General features: G+C 47.0%; 17 protein-coding genes and 1 pseudogene. 9 read left to right on the top strand and 9 right to left on the bottom strand.

Annotation, left to right across the window (positions count from 1 at the left end; translation table 11 throughout):
* A partial coding sequence (locus VFW36_RS05715; protein WP_329657850.1) for a methylenetetrahydrofolate reductase occupies positions 1-377 on the bottom strand: 377 nt, incomplete at its 3' end.
* A gap of 53 nt (positions 378-430) precedes the next feature.
* On the opposite strand from VFW36_RS05715, the gene serB reads away from it, so the two are divergent.
* The 4 genes from serB to VFW36_RS05695 all read left to right on the top strand — a co-directional run bounded on the left by serB (position 431) and on the right by VFW36_RS05695 (position 2908).
* A complete protein-coding gene (gene serB / locus VFW36_RS05710; protein WP_329657849.1) occupies positions 431-1063 on the top strand; it encodes a phosphoserine phosphatase SerB in 633 nt (210 codons plus the stop codon).
* Complete coding sequence (locus VFW36_RS05705) at positions 1057-1398, top strand: hypothetical protein (RefSeq protein ID WP_329657848.1); 342 nt, start codon at positions 1057-1059, stop codon at positions 1396-1398. Before serB ends, VFW36_RS05705 begins: the two co-directional genes overlap by 7 nt.
* 171 nt (positions 1399-1569) lie before the next feature.
* Positions 1570-1902 (top strand): c-type cytochrome, encoded by a 333-nt coding sequence (locus tag VFW36_RS05700; RefSeq protein WP_329657847.1) that lies wholly within the window; start codon positions 1570-1572, stop codon positions 1900-1902.
* A 142-nt stretch (positions 1903-2044) separates the two neighbouring features.
* Positions 2045-2908 (top strand): TIGR01777 family oxidoreductase, encoded by an 864-nt coding sequence (locus VFW36_RS05695; protein WP_329657846.1) that lies wholly within the window; start codon positions 2045-2047, stop codon positions 2906-2908.
* Here the strand turns inward: VFW36_RS05695 and VFW36_RS05690 are convergent.
* The 5 genes from VFW36_RS05690 to VFW36_RS05670 are packed head-to-tail and all read right to left on the bottom strand — an operon-like array spanning position 2862 to position 7264.
* A complete protein-coding gene (locus tag VFW36_RS05690) occupies positions 2862-3842 on the bottom strand; it encodes a 6-phosphofructokinase (RefSeq protein WP_329657845.1) in 981 nt (326 codons plus the stop codon). The two genes, VFW36_RS05695 and VFW36_RS05690, sit on opposite strands and share 47 nt — an antisense overlap.
* Complete coding sequence (locus tag VFW36_RS05685; RefSeq protein WP_329657844.1) at positions 3839-4438, bottom strand: ABC-type transport auxiliary lipoprotein family protein; 600 nt, start codon at positions 4436-4438, stop codon at positions 3839-3841. Before VFW36_RS05685 ends, VFW36_RS05690 begins: the two co-directional genes overlap by 4 nt.
* A 3-nt stretch (positions 4439-4441) precedes the next feature.
* Positions 4442-5410, bottom strand: a complete 969-nt coding sequence (locus VFW36_RS05680) for an MlaD family protein (protein ID WP_329657843.1) — start codon at positions 5408-5410, stop codon at positions 4442-4444.
* A complete protein-coding gene (locus VFW36_RS05675) occupies positions 5394-6149 on the bottom strand; it encodes an ABC transporter ATP-binding protein (RefSeq protein WP_329657842.1) in 756 nt (251 codons plus the stop codon). The genes VFW36_RS05680 and VFW36_RS05675 overlap by 17 nt, the downstream gene beginning before the upstream one ends.
* Positions 6146-7264 (bottom strand): ABC transporter permease, encoded by a 1119-nt coding sequence (locus VFW36_RS05670; protein ID WP_329657841.1) that lies wholly within the window; start codon positions 7262-7264, stop codon positions 6146-6148. Before VFW36_RS05670 ends, VFW36_RS05675 begins: the two co-directional genes overlap by 4 nt.
* 105 nt (positions 7265-7369) lie before the next feature.
* Here VFW36_RS05670 and VFW36_RS05665 point away from each other — a divergent pair, with 105 nt between their 5' ends.
* On the top strand, positions 7370-8170 hold the full coding sequence (locus tag VFW36_RS05665) for a D-alanyl-D-alanine carboxypeptidase family protein (protein WP_329657840.1): 801 nt from the start codon (positions 7370-7372) through the stop codon (positions 8168-8170).
* Positions 8171-8176: 6 nt separating this feature from the next.
* Here the strand turns inward: VFW36_RS05665 and VFW36_RS05660 are convergent, their stop codons facing one another.
* Positions 8177-8692: a DNA-deoxyinosine glycosylase gene (locus VFW36_RS05660; RefSeq protein ID WP_329657839.1), complete on the bottom strand. Its 516-nt coding sequence runs from the start codon at positions 8690-8692 to the stop codon at positions 8177-8179.
* Positions 8693-8777: 85 nt separating this feature from the next.
* On the opposite strand from VFW36_RS05660, the gene purH reads away from it, so the two are divergent.
* The 4 genes from purH to ung all read left to right on the top strand — a co-directional run bounded on the left by purH (position 8778) and on the right by ung (position 12410).
* On the top strand, positions 8778-10313 hold the full coding sequence (gene purH, locus VFW36_RS05655; RefSeq protein WP_329657838.1) for a bifunctional phosphoribosylaminoimidazolecarboxamide formyltransferase/IMP cyclohydrolase: 1536 nt from the start codon (positions 8778-8780) through the stop codon (positions 10311-10313).
* A 148-nt stretch (positions 10314-10461) separates the two neighbouring features.
* Positions 10462-11346 carry a J domain-containing protein gene (locus VFW36_RS05650; protein ID WP_329657837.1) on the top strand — a complete coding sequence of 295 codons (885 nt, stop codon included), beginning with the start codon at positions 10462-10464 and terminating at the stop codon, positions 11344-11346.
* Positions 11347-11349: 3 nt separating this feature from the next.
* Positions 11350-11736 (top strand): heat shock protein transcriptional repressor HspR, encoded by a 387-nt coding sequence (locus tag VFW36_RS05645; RefSeq protein ID WP_299971490.1) that lies wholly within the window; start codon positions 11350-11352, stop codon positions 11734-11736.
* Complete coding sequence (gene ung, locus VFW36_RS05640; protein ID WP_329657836.1) at positions 11736-12410, top strand: uracil-DNA glycosylase; 675 nt, start codon at positions 11736-11738, stop codon at positions 12408-12410. The genes VFW36_RS05645 and ung overlap by 1 nt, the downstream gene beginning before the upstream one ends.
* On the opposite strand, the gene VFW36_RS05635 is transcribed toward ung, so the two are convergent.
* Both VFW36_RS05635 and VFW36_RS05630 read right to left on the bottom strand, forming a co-directional pair.
* Positions 12370-13131, bottom strand: coding sequence for a CHAD domain-containing protein (locus tag VFW36_RS05635; protein ID WP_329657835.1), 762 nt, complete (start codon positions 13129-13131; stop codon positions 12370-12372). The genes ung and VFW36_RS05635 overlap by 41 nt on opposite strands.
* A 23-nt stretch (positions 13132-13154) precedes the next feature.
* A pseudogene (locus VFW36_RS05630) lies at positions 13155-13511 on the bottom strand (endonuclease); the annotation flags it as partial.

Here is a 13511-nt window from a genome sequence, read left to right as displayed (position 1 = left end):
CCCTCAAATACCCCTTTGGCGTGCGGCTGATCGGAGTAGTGGGCGCTGTCGCCTGTGAGGGCGAGGATCGCGCGGACATTCGACTCGTTGGCACCGAGGAGATCGGATTGCAGTGCGATACGGTTACGGTCGCGCATACTCATCGTTGCCAGTGTCGGGAGTCCGAAACGATCTTGGAGCTTCATTGCGGCGAAGAGGGCGTTGTATTTGAGTTTGGCGAGGGGGTTGTCGGTGGTGCTGAATCCATCGACGAGTTTATCCAAACCTAATGCAGCGATTTTTTCAATCGTCGGCTCAAATTGGGCTGAACGAGACGGGGTTGTCTCTAATGTTATATAAGTGCTGTTGCGTAGTTTATCGATAAAGGTTTCGAACAAAAGGTGCCTTTGGATATAATTGCGTCATTATAACAAAATGTGGGAAATCTATTTTGATAAAATTAGCGGTATTTGATTTTGATTCGACATTGATGGATGGTGAAACCATCGATTTTTTTGCCGAAGCGCTCGGAATCGGTGAGCAGGTAAGTGCGATCACCGAGCGAGCGATGAACGGAGAACTCGATTTTTTCGAGTCTCTGCAACAGCGTGTAGGGCTTTTAAAAGGGTTAGAGTTTGGTTTGGTTGAAGAGATCTGCCAAAACTTGCCGTATATGAACGGTGCGGTAGAGACGATCGCGGCACTGAAAGAGCGCGGTATCAAAGTGGTTTGTTTCAGCGGCGGGTTTCGAACGGCAACCTCGTATGCCAAAAATATCCTCGGATACGATGCCGATTTTTCCAATGTTTTGCACGCAAAAGAGGGAAAACTCACGGGGCTCGTCGGCGGCGATATGATGTTCGATTTTTCCAAAGGGGATATGCTGCAACGTCTGCAAGGTCTTTTCGGTGTTACCGAAGAGGAGACGATGGTCGTGGGTGATGGCGCGAACGATCGATCGATGTTTGCCCATGCCGGAACACGCGTCGCATTTTGCGCCAAAGAGATCCTCAAAAAAGAGGCGAATGTTATCGTCGATACAAAAGACCTCACACAGATTATTACAAAGGTATTTCCATGTTAGAAAATTCATTGTGGCTTCGCTACAACCCTGATAAAACGATCCGCGAAGTATTGGCACGTCTGTATGAATGCAGTGCGGTAGAGATCGGAAATGATGAACGGGCCTTGTACGCCTCTCTCAAACGTCATTTGACAAAAAAAGAGTTTCGGATGGTGATGATGAACGAAGCGGGACTATCACCCCAAGAAATCGGTGCGGAAGTAGGGCTTGAGGGTGAAGAACTCACCAAAGCACAATACAAAGCGTACCGTAAAATTCGTCAGGATAAAATCCGTTTGGAAGTTCGTGCGGGTCAAGAAAAAGAAGTCATCGACCCTGAGATTGATGCTGAATAAAGTGTGATAATTTGATACATTTTTGATAAAATTGTTTCAAAAAACGCCATATTAACATTCAGTTAAAGCTCCATTTATCCTTTATCCGATATTATATTAATCGTATCAAGACACTTTCACCTTTTTTTCGGAAACGCTAAAGGTGTCTTTAAATTATTCAAGGAGAACGATATGAAAAAGTCAACATCACTTTTTCTTGCGGCAGTAGTTGCTGTTGGAATGATGAGCACAACTGTATCTGCTGATGACAAAAAAGGTCAAAAAGCGTATTTGAAAACATGTAAAAACTGCCATGGTAACGGTACCAAAGGTGCAGCGATGCATACACAAGACGAGTGGGATGATCTTTTCGCAAACGGCGGAGAGAAAATCATTAAAGCTCACGCAAAAGACAAATCAGCTGCATACTTTAACGGTGAAGCTTTTAAAAACCAAGCACAAGACCTACGTGATTTCTTATTTATGTACGGTTCAGATTCCGGAAACGTCCCTTCTTGCGGTTGATTCCCTCATTGCCCCATTAGGGGCGATCTCTTCTTTTCTCCCTCTTACCTTTAGAATTACATTAAATCATCAGACCAGTTAAATTTTTAAACCCTTCGTGCATCCATTAGGCTACAATAGAGCCTGAATTAAAGGGATAGACATGAAAATAGCAATATGCGGAATGAGCGGGTTTGTCGGAAGTGCGTTGAAATCTTTTTATGAAAAGAGAGGTGATGAGGTCATTGCTTTGAGTATCCGAAGCGGCAGTTCGGTAGAAAATATTGTGCAAAAACTCGAAGGGATCGATGTCCTTATCAACCTTGCGGGGGCAAATATTTTGGGGCGTTGGAGCGAAACGTATAAAGCGCTTTTACGTCAAAGCCGCCTAGAGACAACCGATATACTCATCAAAGCGCTCTCATCGTGTGAGAATCCTCCCCATACTTTATTGAACGCCTCAGCAGTGGGCGTATACGATGCGGATCATCAGCATGATGAGTTCTCCACCCATTACGGAGATGACTTTTTGAGTCGATTGGTTCAAGATTGGGAACGTGCCGCTTTTCGCGCCCAATCTGAACTGACACGGGTGTGTGCGATGCGATTTGGTGTTGTGTACGCCAACGGAGGCGGGGCTATGGCAAAAATGCTCCCTCCGTTTAAAATGGGGCTTGGGGGAAAAATGGGTGACGGCTTTCAGATGATTTCATGGATTCATCTGGATGATTTGGTTCGAGCCACGGCTTTTTTAATCGATCATCATGAGATAAAAGGGGTAGTCAATCTCACCTCCCCTGAGCCGATCAGTAATCTCGAACAGACCAAGGCGATGGGTCGGATATTGAATCGACCCACCTTTTTCGATCTTCCAGCATGGGTGGTAAAACTCGTTTTCGGTGAAGGCTCTATCGTGATGCTCGATTCCAAAGAGGTTTACCCGAGGGTTCTCCAAGAAAACGGATTCGAATTTCGTTACCCTACATTTGACAGTGCGATGGAAGAAATTGCTCACGTGCAAGGCTAAGCAGCTCTTCATCGAGTTTGTAAGGGTTTAGGGCGACTTCATCGATTGTTTTAAAGTTGAAGTGGCTTTTGTTGTAGCAGATGATAGAGTGATTTCTCCCCTCTAAGAGTGCATCGATCGCATAGGTGACAAACTTATAAGCCATCAGCCGATCATACACGCTCGGATTTCCTCCTCTTTGTATATGCCCTAAAACGGTGACGCGTGATTCAAATCCCAGCTCTTTTTCAAACCACTCGGATACTTCGGCGCTGTTGAGTGCTTCGGAAACAACGGCGATAAAATAGTCGCGCCCTTTTGCTACTTGAGATTTAAAGCACCCCGTATATTCATGGATGTCGATCGGGATTTCGGGGATGAGACACATCTCCGCACCCGAGGTGATCGCAGAGATAAGGGCGAGATAGCCGCAGTCACGCCCCATCGTCTCAATAACGAATGCGCGGTGAAATGAAGAGGCGGTGTCCCGTATCTGATCGATGGCATCTTTGATTACCCCCAGTGCCGTATCGACCCCAAGACAATAATCGGTGCCGTTGATGTCGTTGTCGATCGTTGAGGGTATGCCGCAAAATGCGATCCCGCTCTCATGGTAAAACCGCTCCATCCCCCTAAAACTACCGTCTCCCCCTAAAACAATCAGTTTATCGATCCCGTGGGATCGGAGGTTTTCAGCGGCTATGGCACGGAAAGACGCCTCTTTGAATCGCATAGACCTGGCCGAGCCGATTTTGGTTCCGCCTCGGGTGATAATCCCGGCTACATCGCGGTAATCGGCAGGGGTGATGAGGTTGTCGATCAGCCCCTCATAGCCGTTTCGGACAAAATAGGGTTGTAGCCCTTTAGCAAAAGCGTATTCCACAAAACGTTTGAGGGCGGGGTTCATCCCCGATACATCCCCTCCTGAACAGAGGATGGCAATCTTTGAGTTCATTTTGTCTCCTTGGTTAGGGTTTTGAGCCACTCAATCGATTGGTGATTGAGTTCACTTTGTACATGTTTGAGGGCTTCGACACCGCCTAAGGCATCCATGGAGGGGGCGGGAGCCGTGATGACAAAGCGTTTGGATGCGATAGAGACTTTGGAGTGAGCGTCGATAAGACGGTAGGTAATATCAATATACCCCTCACTGCTCCCTTTGCTAAATCGGTGATAGAAAGCATCCAAATCCGATTCGAGAACCCAATCGCTTTGAGCCAATGAGGAGGCGGGTGAGAGGGATACGAACAGAGCGTTTTCGTTAAGAGACTGCATAAGAGATCGCTGCATCAAAGTCGCCGGTGCATCGCTCCATCGGCTGTAGAGATACGAGCCTGTTTCTCCGTTTTCACGAAGATAAATCAAATTTTTACCGCAGAGGGAGGGGATCGCTTTTGCGGATGCGACAGTGAGGGTTTTTGAAAATAGAGGTGTTTTTTGTGATGTGGGTGCTTGAGGGGTAAAGAGGGTGTACTCATTGACTGACGGGCTGGTGGTAGAACATCCGCTCAGCAACAGTAGGATGAGGATGTAAAAGCTAACGTGACGCATATATTATTCTCCCGGTCCCGGTTTAGGGGTTGATTTTTTAAACAGCAGATCGGAGGGGCTCTCCCGTAAGGAGTGCAGAGTCATCTCCATCTCATTCGTGAGGGTACGTGTCTGCTCCAATAGGGTACTGAGCTCTCCGCTTGCCGGAGCGGCGATGGCACGTACATCGTAATCGCCTCGATCGACACTCGCTTCGAGTTTTTTGATAAGGGCATGGCTTGCTTTGGAGGTTGCTTCAAGCGATTGGAGCGTTGTCGCCATTTTGGTTTGGACGAGTGTGTTGAAATTGCCGGAGGCGGTTTTGACACTTCCCGCGGCTTCTTTCATTGCGCTGAGCGAGTCGGTGGCGTTGTGCTCTAATGAGACGCTTTGTGCCAATAGAGTTTTGATCTCCCCTTGATAGCCGTCGATTTGCGCGGTAAGCGAGCGTAAATGTTCCAACGATTGAGCCACATTTTCGACGTTTTTATCGCTAAAGAGGCGATCGGCATGATCGAGCGTTCTGGAGAGTTTTGAGGCGACGTTGCTGAGAGATTCATCGAGACGGGTAATCAGCGAGGGGCTGGAGGGGATCGTCGCAATAGTGTTGCTTCCGCTTGAGAGGAGCGGTGCGGTTCGGGAACCTCCGGCGATTTCGATAAAGGCGAGCCCTGTGATACCGTAAAATTTGAGAATAGCGTTAGAGTCGGTTTTGATTGGGGTATCTTTTTGGATTTTCAGGATGAGTTCTACCTCTTCGCTGTTGCGAGGATTGATCTGCATCGATTCGACTTTTCCGACATCCACGCCGTGAAATTTAACGGCGGCTTCAGGGGCGAGCCCTGATACCGATTCGGTGATATAGACTTTATATCGGCGGTACTGCGCTTCGTCTTGGTTGTATTTGCCAAGCCAAAAAGCGAAACTGACGAGGGAGAGGGTCAAGAGGATGATAAATATCCCGATAGCAGTATAGTTAACGCGTGATTCCATACGATCCCTTTTGAAAGAAATAATCGACAATCGGATGATCGACTCTCAAAACCTCAGTAAGATTCCCCTCCGCGATCACTCTTTTTTCACCCAATAATGTGAATCGATCCACTATATGATGAATTGTATCCAAATCGTGGGTCACCATAACGACACTTAGTCCCAAGAGATCGCGAAGCTGTAAAATCAGCTCATCAAACTGGCGGGAGCTGAGCGGATCAAGTCCCGAAGTGGGTTCATCCAAAAAGAGGAGTTTCGGGTCAAGTGCGAGGGCACGGGCAAGGGCGGCACGCTTGATCATCCCGCCGCTGAGTTCGCTTGGGTAGAGATACTGGGCGTGAGGAGGAAGCCCGACGAGATTGATTTTAAGTTGAATCAACTCATTTGAAAGGGCAGGGGAGAGATCGGTGTACTCTTTGTACAGCAGTGCAATATTTTCTCCGACGGTGAGGGAGGAGTAGAGTGCACCCGATTGAAACAATACCCCCCATGAGCGGCGTAACTCCATCGCCTCCATCGGGGTGAGGGAAGAGAGATCATGACCCAAAACTCGGATCGTTCCGCTCTGAGGACGTTCTAGGAGGATCATCTCTCGCATCAGAGTCGATTTTCCCGATCCGCTTCCCCCTAATAGTGCGTAGATCTCATGTTCTCTCACACTGCAACTGACATGATCGTGGATCAGATTCTCTCCAAAGCTGGTAATCACATCACTGACTTCGATAATAGTTCGATTCATAATTTCAGCTCCGTCAAGAGTACGGAAAAAATCGCATCACAGGCAATAACGAGAAAAATAGCGTTCACGACACTTTTGGTAGTGTATTGTCCGATACTCTCCGTATTCATGGAGACTTGAAAACCTCGATAGGTACTCACAAATGCGATCAAAAAGGCGAAAAAAGGCCCCTTTAGTATCCCGATGAGGTAGTGTTTGAGTGCCAATGCCCCCTGTAAGCGGTGGATAAATTCGGTAAAACTCAGATGTGATTGGGTTGCGGCAATCACCATTCCGCCGAATATCCCCACCATATCGGCGAAGAAAATCAGCAGAGGCATGACGATCATAAGTGCGATAACACGCGGCCACACCAAAAAAGTAAACGGATCAAACCCCATGGTTTTCATCGCATCGATCTCTTGGGTCATTTTCATCGCGCCGATTTGGGCGGTGAATGCCGAACCGCTCCGTCCTGCAACGACGATGGCGGTAATGAGGGGTGCGAGTTCACGGGTGAGAGAAATTCCGATAGTATCGACGATAAAAATATCGGCGCCGAATTTTTGGAGCTGAACGATGCTTTGATAGGCGATGACCACCCCGATCAAAAAGGCACTGATGGCGATGATCGGGAGGGCGCGCGCCCCCGTTTCCAAAATATGAGCGCCGATGGAGCGATAGCGGATCAAATGAGGGTGGCGCAGTGTGAAGAGGAGTAAAACGAAGGCTTCGCCCAAAAAAGCCAAAAAGGCTGAGATTCCCAAAAGGTTCAGATGTGCTTGGTGCCCGAGTTTATAGAGCCATGAAGGAGTGGGCGGAGGGAGCGCTTCTTGAAACGGTTTCTCGTAAAGGAGACGGTAAAGATGAGAGTGATAGGCGTGATTGGTGATGGTGGTAGAAACGAACCCTTGTTGTTCAAACTTTCGATTCATCAGATGGTAGAGGGCTACTCCGGCTGAATCAACGTCCGATATTGCCTCCATATCCCAAAGTACATTCGATTGGAGCTGAATCATTTCGAGTTGGTGCGTAACATTGTTGAGATATTGGATAGTCCACGAGCCACTGCATATGATCCGCGTTTGATCGGTATCGGTAATGAGTTGGAGCGATGCGGGTAGTACACTTTGCATCTTTTATTATAACGCATTTTGTGATTGAGCGAGACTTTTTTTAGGTGGTATGAAGTTTGCTTTTTTCTCTTACTGTAATAACAAACATTTTTTAAGGAATTCATTATGCTCAAACGTATCACTACCCTTATGCTCGGACTTTCGGTCTCTCTTTTCGCCCAAATCGATAAACAAGAATTGAACAATATGAAAGTCGAAGCGCTGTTGGTCAAGGATATGACTTCGAAGCAGATGCTTTATTCCAAAGCACCCTCCAAAGAGCTTCATCCGGCAAGTTTGACCAAAGTGATGACCGTATTGCTCGCTATCGAACATGGCAATCTGAATCAATCGGTTACGATCACACGGGAGATGACTAAGGTTGAACCGACGATCGCTGGGTATAGACGGGGAGATGTAATCGTATTGGAAGATTTGATCAAAGCGGCGATGATCAAATCGGATAACGATGCCGCCAAAGCGATAGCGATCAGCGTCGGAGGGAGCGAAGAGCATTTTATCGAGATGATGAACGCCAAAGCGAAAAAAATAGGGATGCATCACACCCATTTTATGAACCCGTGCGGGTATGATGACAAAAACCACTATTCGACTCCGGCAGACCTTTTAAAACTGACCGAATATGCGATTAAAAACAAAAAATTCAACGATATTAGCCGTCTAAACGAATATACCTATTACTCTCTCGATAAACACCGAAAATTTGTTGCGTATACCCACAACCGACTTTTGAACCGCTACCAATATGCCGTCGGGGTCAAAACGGGCTATACCGCCAAAGCGGGACCCTGCCTGATCGCACGAGCCAAAAAAGACGGTCGTGATTGCGTTATCGTGATGATGAATGCCAAAGGGGATCGTTGGAAGACGGCAAAAAATATCTTCGAGCAGGTTTTAAGCAGTTAAATACTTTTACTTCCCGTCATTCCCGACTTGATCGGGAATCCAGCTTTTTAAAAAATACTCATAACTCTCTTTTTTCTCCTCGAACGTCATTGCCGCATGAGCGGGCGACGTGGAGGGGAGAAGTACTTTTTCTACTTTCAAATCTTTAAAAGTTTTCATAAACAGATCATGGCTTTTTTTCCCTGTAAAGGCGATGACTTGAATATTGGGATACTCACGTAACAGTTTTTCAAAATCATTAGGGATGCAGTTTTTAAGATTTGTATCGCTCGAATTGCTCCGCTCACATGAACCGATCACATCCCACAATCCGATCTTCTTTTCCAGACAAAATGCTTTTTTCGCCTCATTGGTTTCCAAATGTACATCAAAAATTGCTTCGAGTATCGGCCAAAATGCGTTGCGCGGATGGGCATAGTAAAAAGCCTGCTCGAACGACGCGATACTGGGAAAACTGCCCAAAAAGAGGACACGGGTATTTTGGTCGAGGATGGGAGGAAAAGGGTGAATAAAAGATTGCATGCTGAAACTTTACCTTACCTTAAAGCAGTTTTTGCTAAAATCCCGCCATTAATTTATGGGCATACGACCCAATCAAAGGAACTGCATGAAGCGTGCATTGCTCAGTGTCAGCGATAAAAGCAACATCGTTGAATTTGCCAAATCTCTTATCGGTTTGGACTATCAAATCATCTCTACGGGCGGAACGTACAAAATGCTCAAAGATGCGGGTGTAAGTGCCATCGAAATCGATGAGGTGACCAAATTCCCTGAGTGTTTCGAAGGGCGTGTTAAAACCTTAAACCCGTACATCCACGGCGGTATCTTGCACCGACGTGACAAACAATCACACCTCGATCAAGCGGTCGAACTCGGCGTTGAAGCGATCGATTTGGTGTGTGTCAACCTCTATCCGTTCAAAGCGACGATTGAGAAAACCGACGATTTCGAAGAGATCATCGAAAATATCGACATCGGCGGTCCTGCAATGGTGCGTTCTGCGGCGAAAAATTTCGACAGTGTTATCATCCTTACCGATCCTAGCGATTATTCACTTGTTCTTAATGCGATTTCAAACGGTGAAAATACAGTTGAGTTCCGTCGTGATTTGATGATCAAAGCGTACGAGCACACTGCGGCGTATGATTCTATGATCGCCAACTACATGAACAAACGTTTTAACAACGGCATGGGCTCTAAACAGTTCATCGTCGGGAACAAAGTGATGGATACCCGTTACGGCGAAAACCCGCACCAAAAAGGCGGTTTGTACGAGTTTGATACGTTCTTCTCACAAAACTTCAAAACCCTCAAAGGGGAAGCGAGCTTTAACAACCTCACCGACATCAGCGGTGCGGTGAAAATTGCGGCGGCGTTCGGGGATGAAAATGCGATCTGTATCGTCAAACACGGTAACCCGTGCGGCTTTGCGATCCGTGAAAACCTCCTCGATGCATACACCGAAGCGCTCAAATGCGATCCGATCTCCGCATTCGGCGGTGTCGTTGCGGTGAACGGTGTTGTCACCAAAGCGTTGGCGGAAAAAATGAACGAGATGTTCCTCGAAGTGATTATCGCAGGACGTATCGACGATGAAGCACGTGCGGTATTCGAGCCGAAAAAACGTCTCAAACTCTTCGAATACGGCAGTGATCGTATTACCCTTAGCAACGACGCAATCGATTTCAAACACATCGACGGCGGGTTTGTATTCCAAGATGCCGATCGTGTAACGGTTGAAGAGATCAAAAACGCGAAACTCGTTACCAAACACGTGGCGGATGAAGCGGCGATGAAAGATGCGGAGATCGCCTACAAAGTAGCGTCATTGACCAAATCAAACTGTGTCGTTTATGTCAAAGACGCGGCGATGGTCGCCGTCGGTATGGGGATGACCTCACGTGTCGATGCGGCACGCTGTGCATTGCGCAAAGCCGAAGAGATGGGTCTGGATGTGAGCGGTTCAGCTCTTGCTTCCGAAGCGTTCTTTCCGTTCCGCGACTCTATCGATGCGGCGGCGGGTGCGGGGGTTAAAACGGTTATCCAACCGGGTGGTTCGGTACGTGATGAAGAGGTCATCGCGGCAGCGGATGAGCACGGTATGGCGCTTTATTTCACAGGTGTTCGCCACTTCCTCCACTAAGAATGATTGCGCCGCTATGGCGCAACTTTGTATCCTCTCTAAAACCCCTGTCTGCGAACTCTCCTTTTTAACCTTGATTGACATTGACTCAAACTTAGTGCTATAATTTTTAGTAAATAATTAACCATGATTTTAATAGGATACCATTATGTCTAAAAGTCTATACACTACCCTCGAAGTTTCTCCCGGTGCGAGTGAAGCCGAGATCAAAAAAGCGTACCGAAAACTCGCCCGTCAGTATCATCCCGATGTAAATAAAGATCCCAAAGCGGAAGAGAAATTCAAAGAGATCAATGCCGCGTATGAAGTATTGAGCGATAAAGATAAAAAAGCGAAATACGATCAGTACGGCGATTCGATGTTCGGCGGTCAGAATTTCCACGATTTTGCTCGCGGTCAAGGGGGCAATGTCGATTTGGATGAAATCTTACGCAGTATGTTCGGTGGCGGCGGAGCCGGTGGATTCGGAGGGGGCGGTTTCGGCGGCTTCGGCGGCGGTGGATTTGGTGGGGGCGGCTTCGGTGGAGGAATGAACCTCGACATCGATGCCAATGTCACCGTTCCCTTTGCCGTAGCGGTTCTCGGCGGTAAGCACTCGATCAGCCTCTCGGGAGAGAGTTTTGACATCAAAATCCCCGCCGGAATCAAAAGCGGCGAAAAGCTTCGTGTTCGCGGAAAAGGGAAAAAACATGGATCGCAGGTCGGTGATTTGTACCTTCGGATCGATGTCGCCGCCAATCCTGAGTATGAGCGTGAAGGGGATAATCTCGTCAAAACCTTCAACGTTCCTCTCTATGCGGCACTCTTTGGGGGCAAAGTAGCGATTCAGACGTTGGAAAAAGAGGTGACCCTAAAGGTGCCTGAAAACACCAAAAACGGACAGCGTTTTCGTCTCAAAGAGATGGGGGTATTGAACCGTCAAAGCAATGTTCGCGGCGATTTGTATCTCAAAGCAAATATTGTTTTACCACCTGTCGATAAAATCGATCCGGATTTGGTCGAAGCGATGAAAAAAACACTGCCTCAGGAGTAGAAGATGCACCATTTTGACGAACCGGTTTACATGATCAGCATCGTAGCGAAGATTTTGGATATTCATCCGCAGACCCTTCGTCAATATGAACGGGAAAATCTGATCGCCCCTTCGCGTTCGGACGGGCGGATCCGTCTTTATTCTCAGCGTGACATCGAAAAGATTAAAATGATCCTCCGTCTGACTCGCGAAGTGGGGGTAAATCTTGCCGGTGTCGATGTGGTGATCCGTCTCAAAGATAAGATGGAGGCAATGGAGCAAGAGATGATGGAACTTCGTGCTGAAATCGCACGTATGCGAAGCTCCAGCGGTGTTCCCCCTGAAAAATCACTCGTGACCAAACGGAGTATCTACGAAATGGTCATTTTCGATGACGACATCCTCAAATAATGGCAACGAGTCCGATCATTCATGAGAGTTGGAAAGCGGCATTAAGTGCCGAGTTCGCCCACCCTTACATGGACGAGCTCAAAGCCTTTTTGGTCGAAGAGAAAAAGAACTATACTATTTTTCCGCACGGTAGCAATATTTTCAATGCGTTTAACTCCACCCCCTTCGAGAGTGTCAAAGCGGTGATTTTAGGGCAAGACCCTTATCACGGAACAGGGCAGGCTCATGGGCTGTCGTTCTCGGTTCAGCAGGGTGTACCACTTCCTCCGTCTCTCCAAAACATCTTTAAAGAGCTGGTGAGCGACATCGGATGTAAGTATCCCAAAAGCGGTGATCTGAGCCATTGGGCGAGTGAGGGGGTATTGCTTCTCAACACTCTCCTCACTGTCCGTTCGGGCGAACCGTTTTCCCATAAAGAGCGGGGGTGGGAGCGGTTCACCGATCAGGTGATTAGAGCGTTGAGCGCACAGCGCGAACATATAGTTTTTATCCTCTGGGGGGCACCTGCGGGGAAAAAGGCTTCTTTGATCGACGCCAAAAAACATCTGATCCTAACCGCTCCCCATCCTTCCCCTCTCTCATCGTATCGGGGATTCTTCGGATCGAAGCCTTTCAGCCAAACCAATGCGTATCTCAAATCGATGCAGATAGCTCCAATCGAGTGGTCGCTTTGAGCTTTTGAAGCTCTTTTTTTTGTTTTTGTAAAAGCTCTTTTGCCTCGGATGAAGGAAAATCGAGATTGATTTTTTTGAGCAGATCGATTTGGTTGACGGTGTCTTGAATCGCCCCTAATGCATTTTGGAGCTGTTTGCAATGGGTAATGACCTCGCTGCAATGATGCAAATCGGAAATCTCTAAAAACTCAAAACCATACCGTGCATCTTTGAACTCTATTCGGAGACGATGAAGTTTTTTTGAATCGGCATCACTTTCCAATGCTAAATAGGAATCCAAACAATGCTGGTAGTGGGTAAGTACTTTTTGTATCAGTATTTCAGGGATAAAATCAGGATTGTTTTGCGTTAGGAGGCTGGAATATTCCTCTATCACTAAAAGGGTCTTATCCGGATATTGAGAGCTAAAAAGAGCGGTAACATTTTGTTTCCGAAGTTTAGTGAGATGTTTAAATAGTTTTGGATATTTGGATCGTTTCAGCGAACTGATAAGGACATCGAGTTCTCGAATGGGATTAGTCTCTTGCATGGCAAGTTTCAGTATTTTAGGAAATGGGAGTGATTTACCTAAAAAAAGTTTAACGAGTGAACGGATACGGCGTATAGTAACTCGGAACTCATGGATTTGCTCTTCTTTTCTATTGTGTTGGAGAGTATGGAGAAGTACCCGTCCATGATAGAGCTGATAGAGTAAATATTGGGTTAGTTTATTTGGTTCCATAAGACTATTATAGCCACAATATATTAGATTCGAAATAGGGCAAAAATCGGTAAGTGATCGGAATATCCCTCACCTAAATGGTGTTTGGGGTAGTTCCGGCTTTGTTGCCATCGATACACTTTTCCTTTATAAAAGAGAAAATCACTGTCATACCGCCCAAAACTCCCCTGCACGTATTCTATTCCCGTCCCATCCGCTAAGGAGTGAGGGATGATGATATTATCCAGCCCTTCCCCTTTGCCTCTAAACTGATGGCTCCACCGCTTTTCACTACTTAGCTCATACCAAAGATTATAGAGAACATCGCTATTGTTTTGCACAGATGCATAGGTGATCGGATTGTTGTTCTCATCGACGGTTCGGAGGATATGGTTGATCCC

It is taken from the genome of Sulfuricurvum sp. (assembly GCF_036279695.1).
Taxonomy (GTDB): domain Bacteria; phylum Campylobacterota; class Campylobacteria; order Campylobacterales; family Sulfurimonadaceae; genus Sulfuricurvum.
The sequence above is the reverse complement of the archived record's forward strand: the minus strand, read 5'-3'. Positions and strand labels throughout refer to the sequence as shown.

Excerpts from the sequence above, each read along its gene's own strand:
- VFW36_RS05695 (WP_329657846.1), top strand. The coding sequence starts at position 2,045 with ATGAAAATAGCAATATGCGGAATGAGCGGGTTTGTCGGAAGTGCGTTG.
- VFW36_RS05685 (WP_329657844.1), bottom strand. The coding sequence starts at position 4,438 with ATGCGTCACGTTAGCTTTTACATCCTCATCCTACTGTTGCTGAGCGGA.
- VFW36_RS05635 (WP_329657835.1), bottom strand. The coding sequence starts at position 13,131 with ATGGAACCAAATAAACTAACCCAATATTTACTCTATCAGCTCTATCAT.
- VFW36_RS05665 (WP_329657840.1), top strand. The coding sequence starts at position 7,370 with ATGCTCAAACGTATCACTACCCTTATGCTCGGACTTTCGGTCTCTCTT.
- purH (WP_329657838.1), top strand. The coding sequence starts at position 8,778 with ATGAAGCGTGCATTGCTCAGTGTCAGCGATAAAAGCAACATCGTTGAA.
- VFW36_RS05705 (WP_329657848.1), top strand. The coding sequence starts at position 1,057 with ATGTTAGAAAATTCATTGTGGCTTCGCTACAACCCTGATAAAACGATC.
- VFW36_RS05700 (WP_329657847.1), top strand. The coding sequence starts at position 1,570 with ATGAAAAAGTCAACATCACTTTTTCTTGCGGCAGTAGTTGCTGTTGGA.
- VFW36_RS05690 (WP_329657845.1), bottom strand. The coding sequence starts at position 3,842 with ATGAACTCAAAGATTGCCATCCTCTGTTCAGGAGGGGATGTATCGGGG.
- ung (WP_329657836.1), top strand. The coding sequence starts at position 11,736 with ATGGCAACGAGTCCGATCATTCATGAGAGTTGGAAAGCGGCATTAAGT.
- VFW36_RS05670 (WP_329657841.1), bottom strand. The coding sequence starts at position 7,264 with ATGCAAAGTGTACTACCCGCATCGCTCCAACTCATTACCGATACCGAT.
- VFW36_RS05660 (WP_329657839.1), bottom strand. The coding sequence starts at position 8,692 with ATGCAATCTTTTATTCACCCTTTTCCTCCCATCCTCGACCAAAATACC.
- VFW36_RS05645 (WP_299971490.1), top strand. The coding sequence starts at position 11,350 with ATGCACCATTTTGACGAACCGGTTTACATGATCAGCATCGTAGCGAAG.
- VFW36_RS05680 (WP_329657843.1), bottom strand. The coding sequence starts at position 5,410 with ATGGAATCACGCGTTAACTATACTGCTATCGGGATATTTATCATCCTC.
- VFW36_RS05650 (WP_329657837.1), top strand. The coding sequence starts at position 10,462 with ATGTCTAAAAGTCTATACACTACCCTCGAAGTTTCTCCCGGTGCGAGT.
- VFW36_RS05675 (WP_329657842.1), bottom strand. The coding sequence starts at position 6,149 with ATGAATCGAACTATTATCGAAGTCAGTGATGTGATTACCAGCTTTGGA.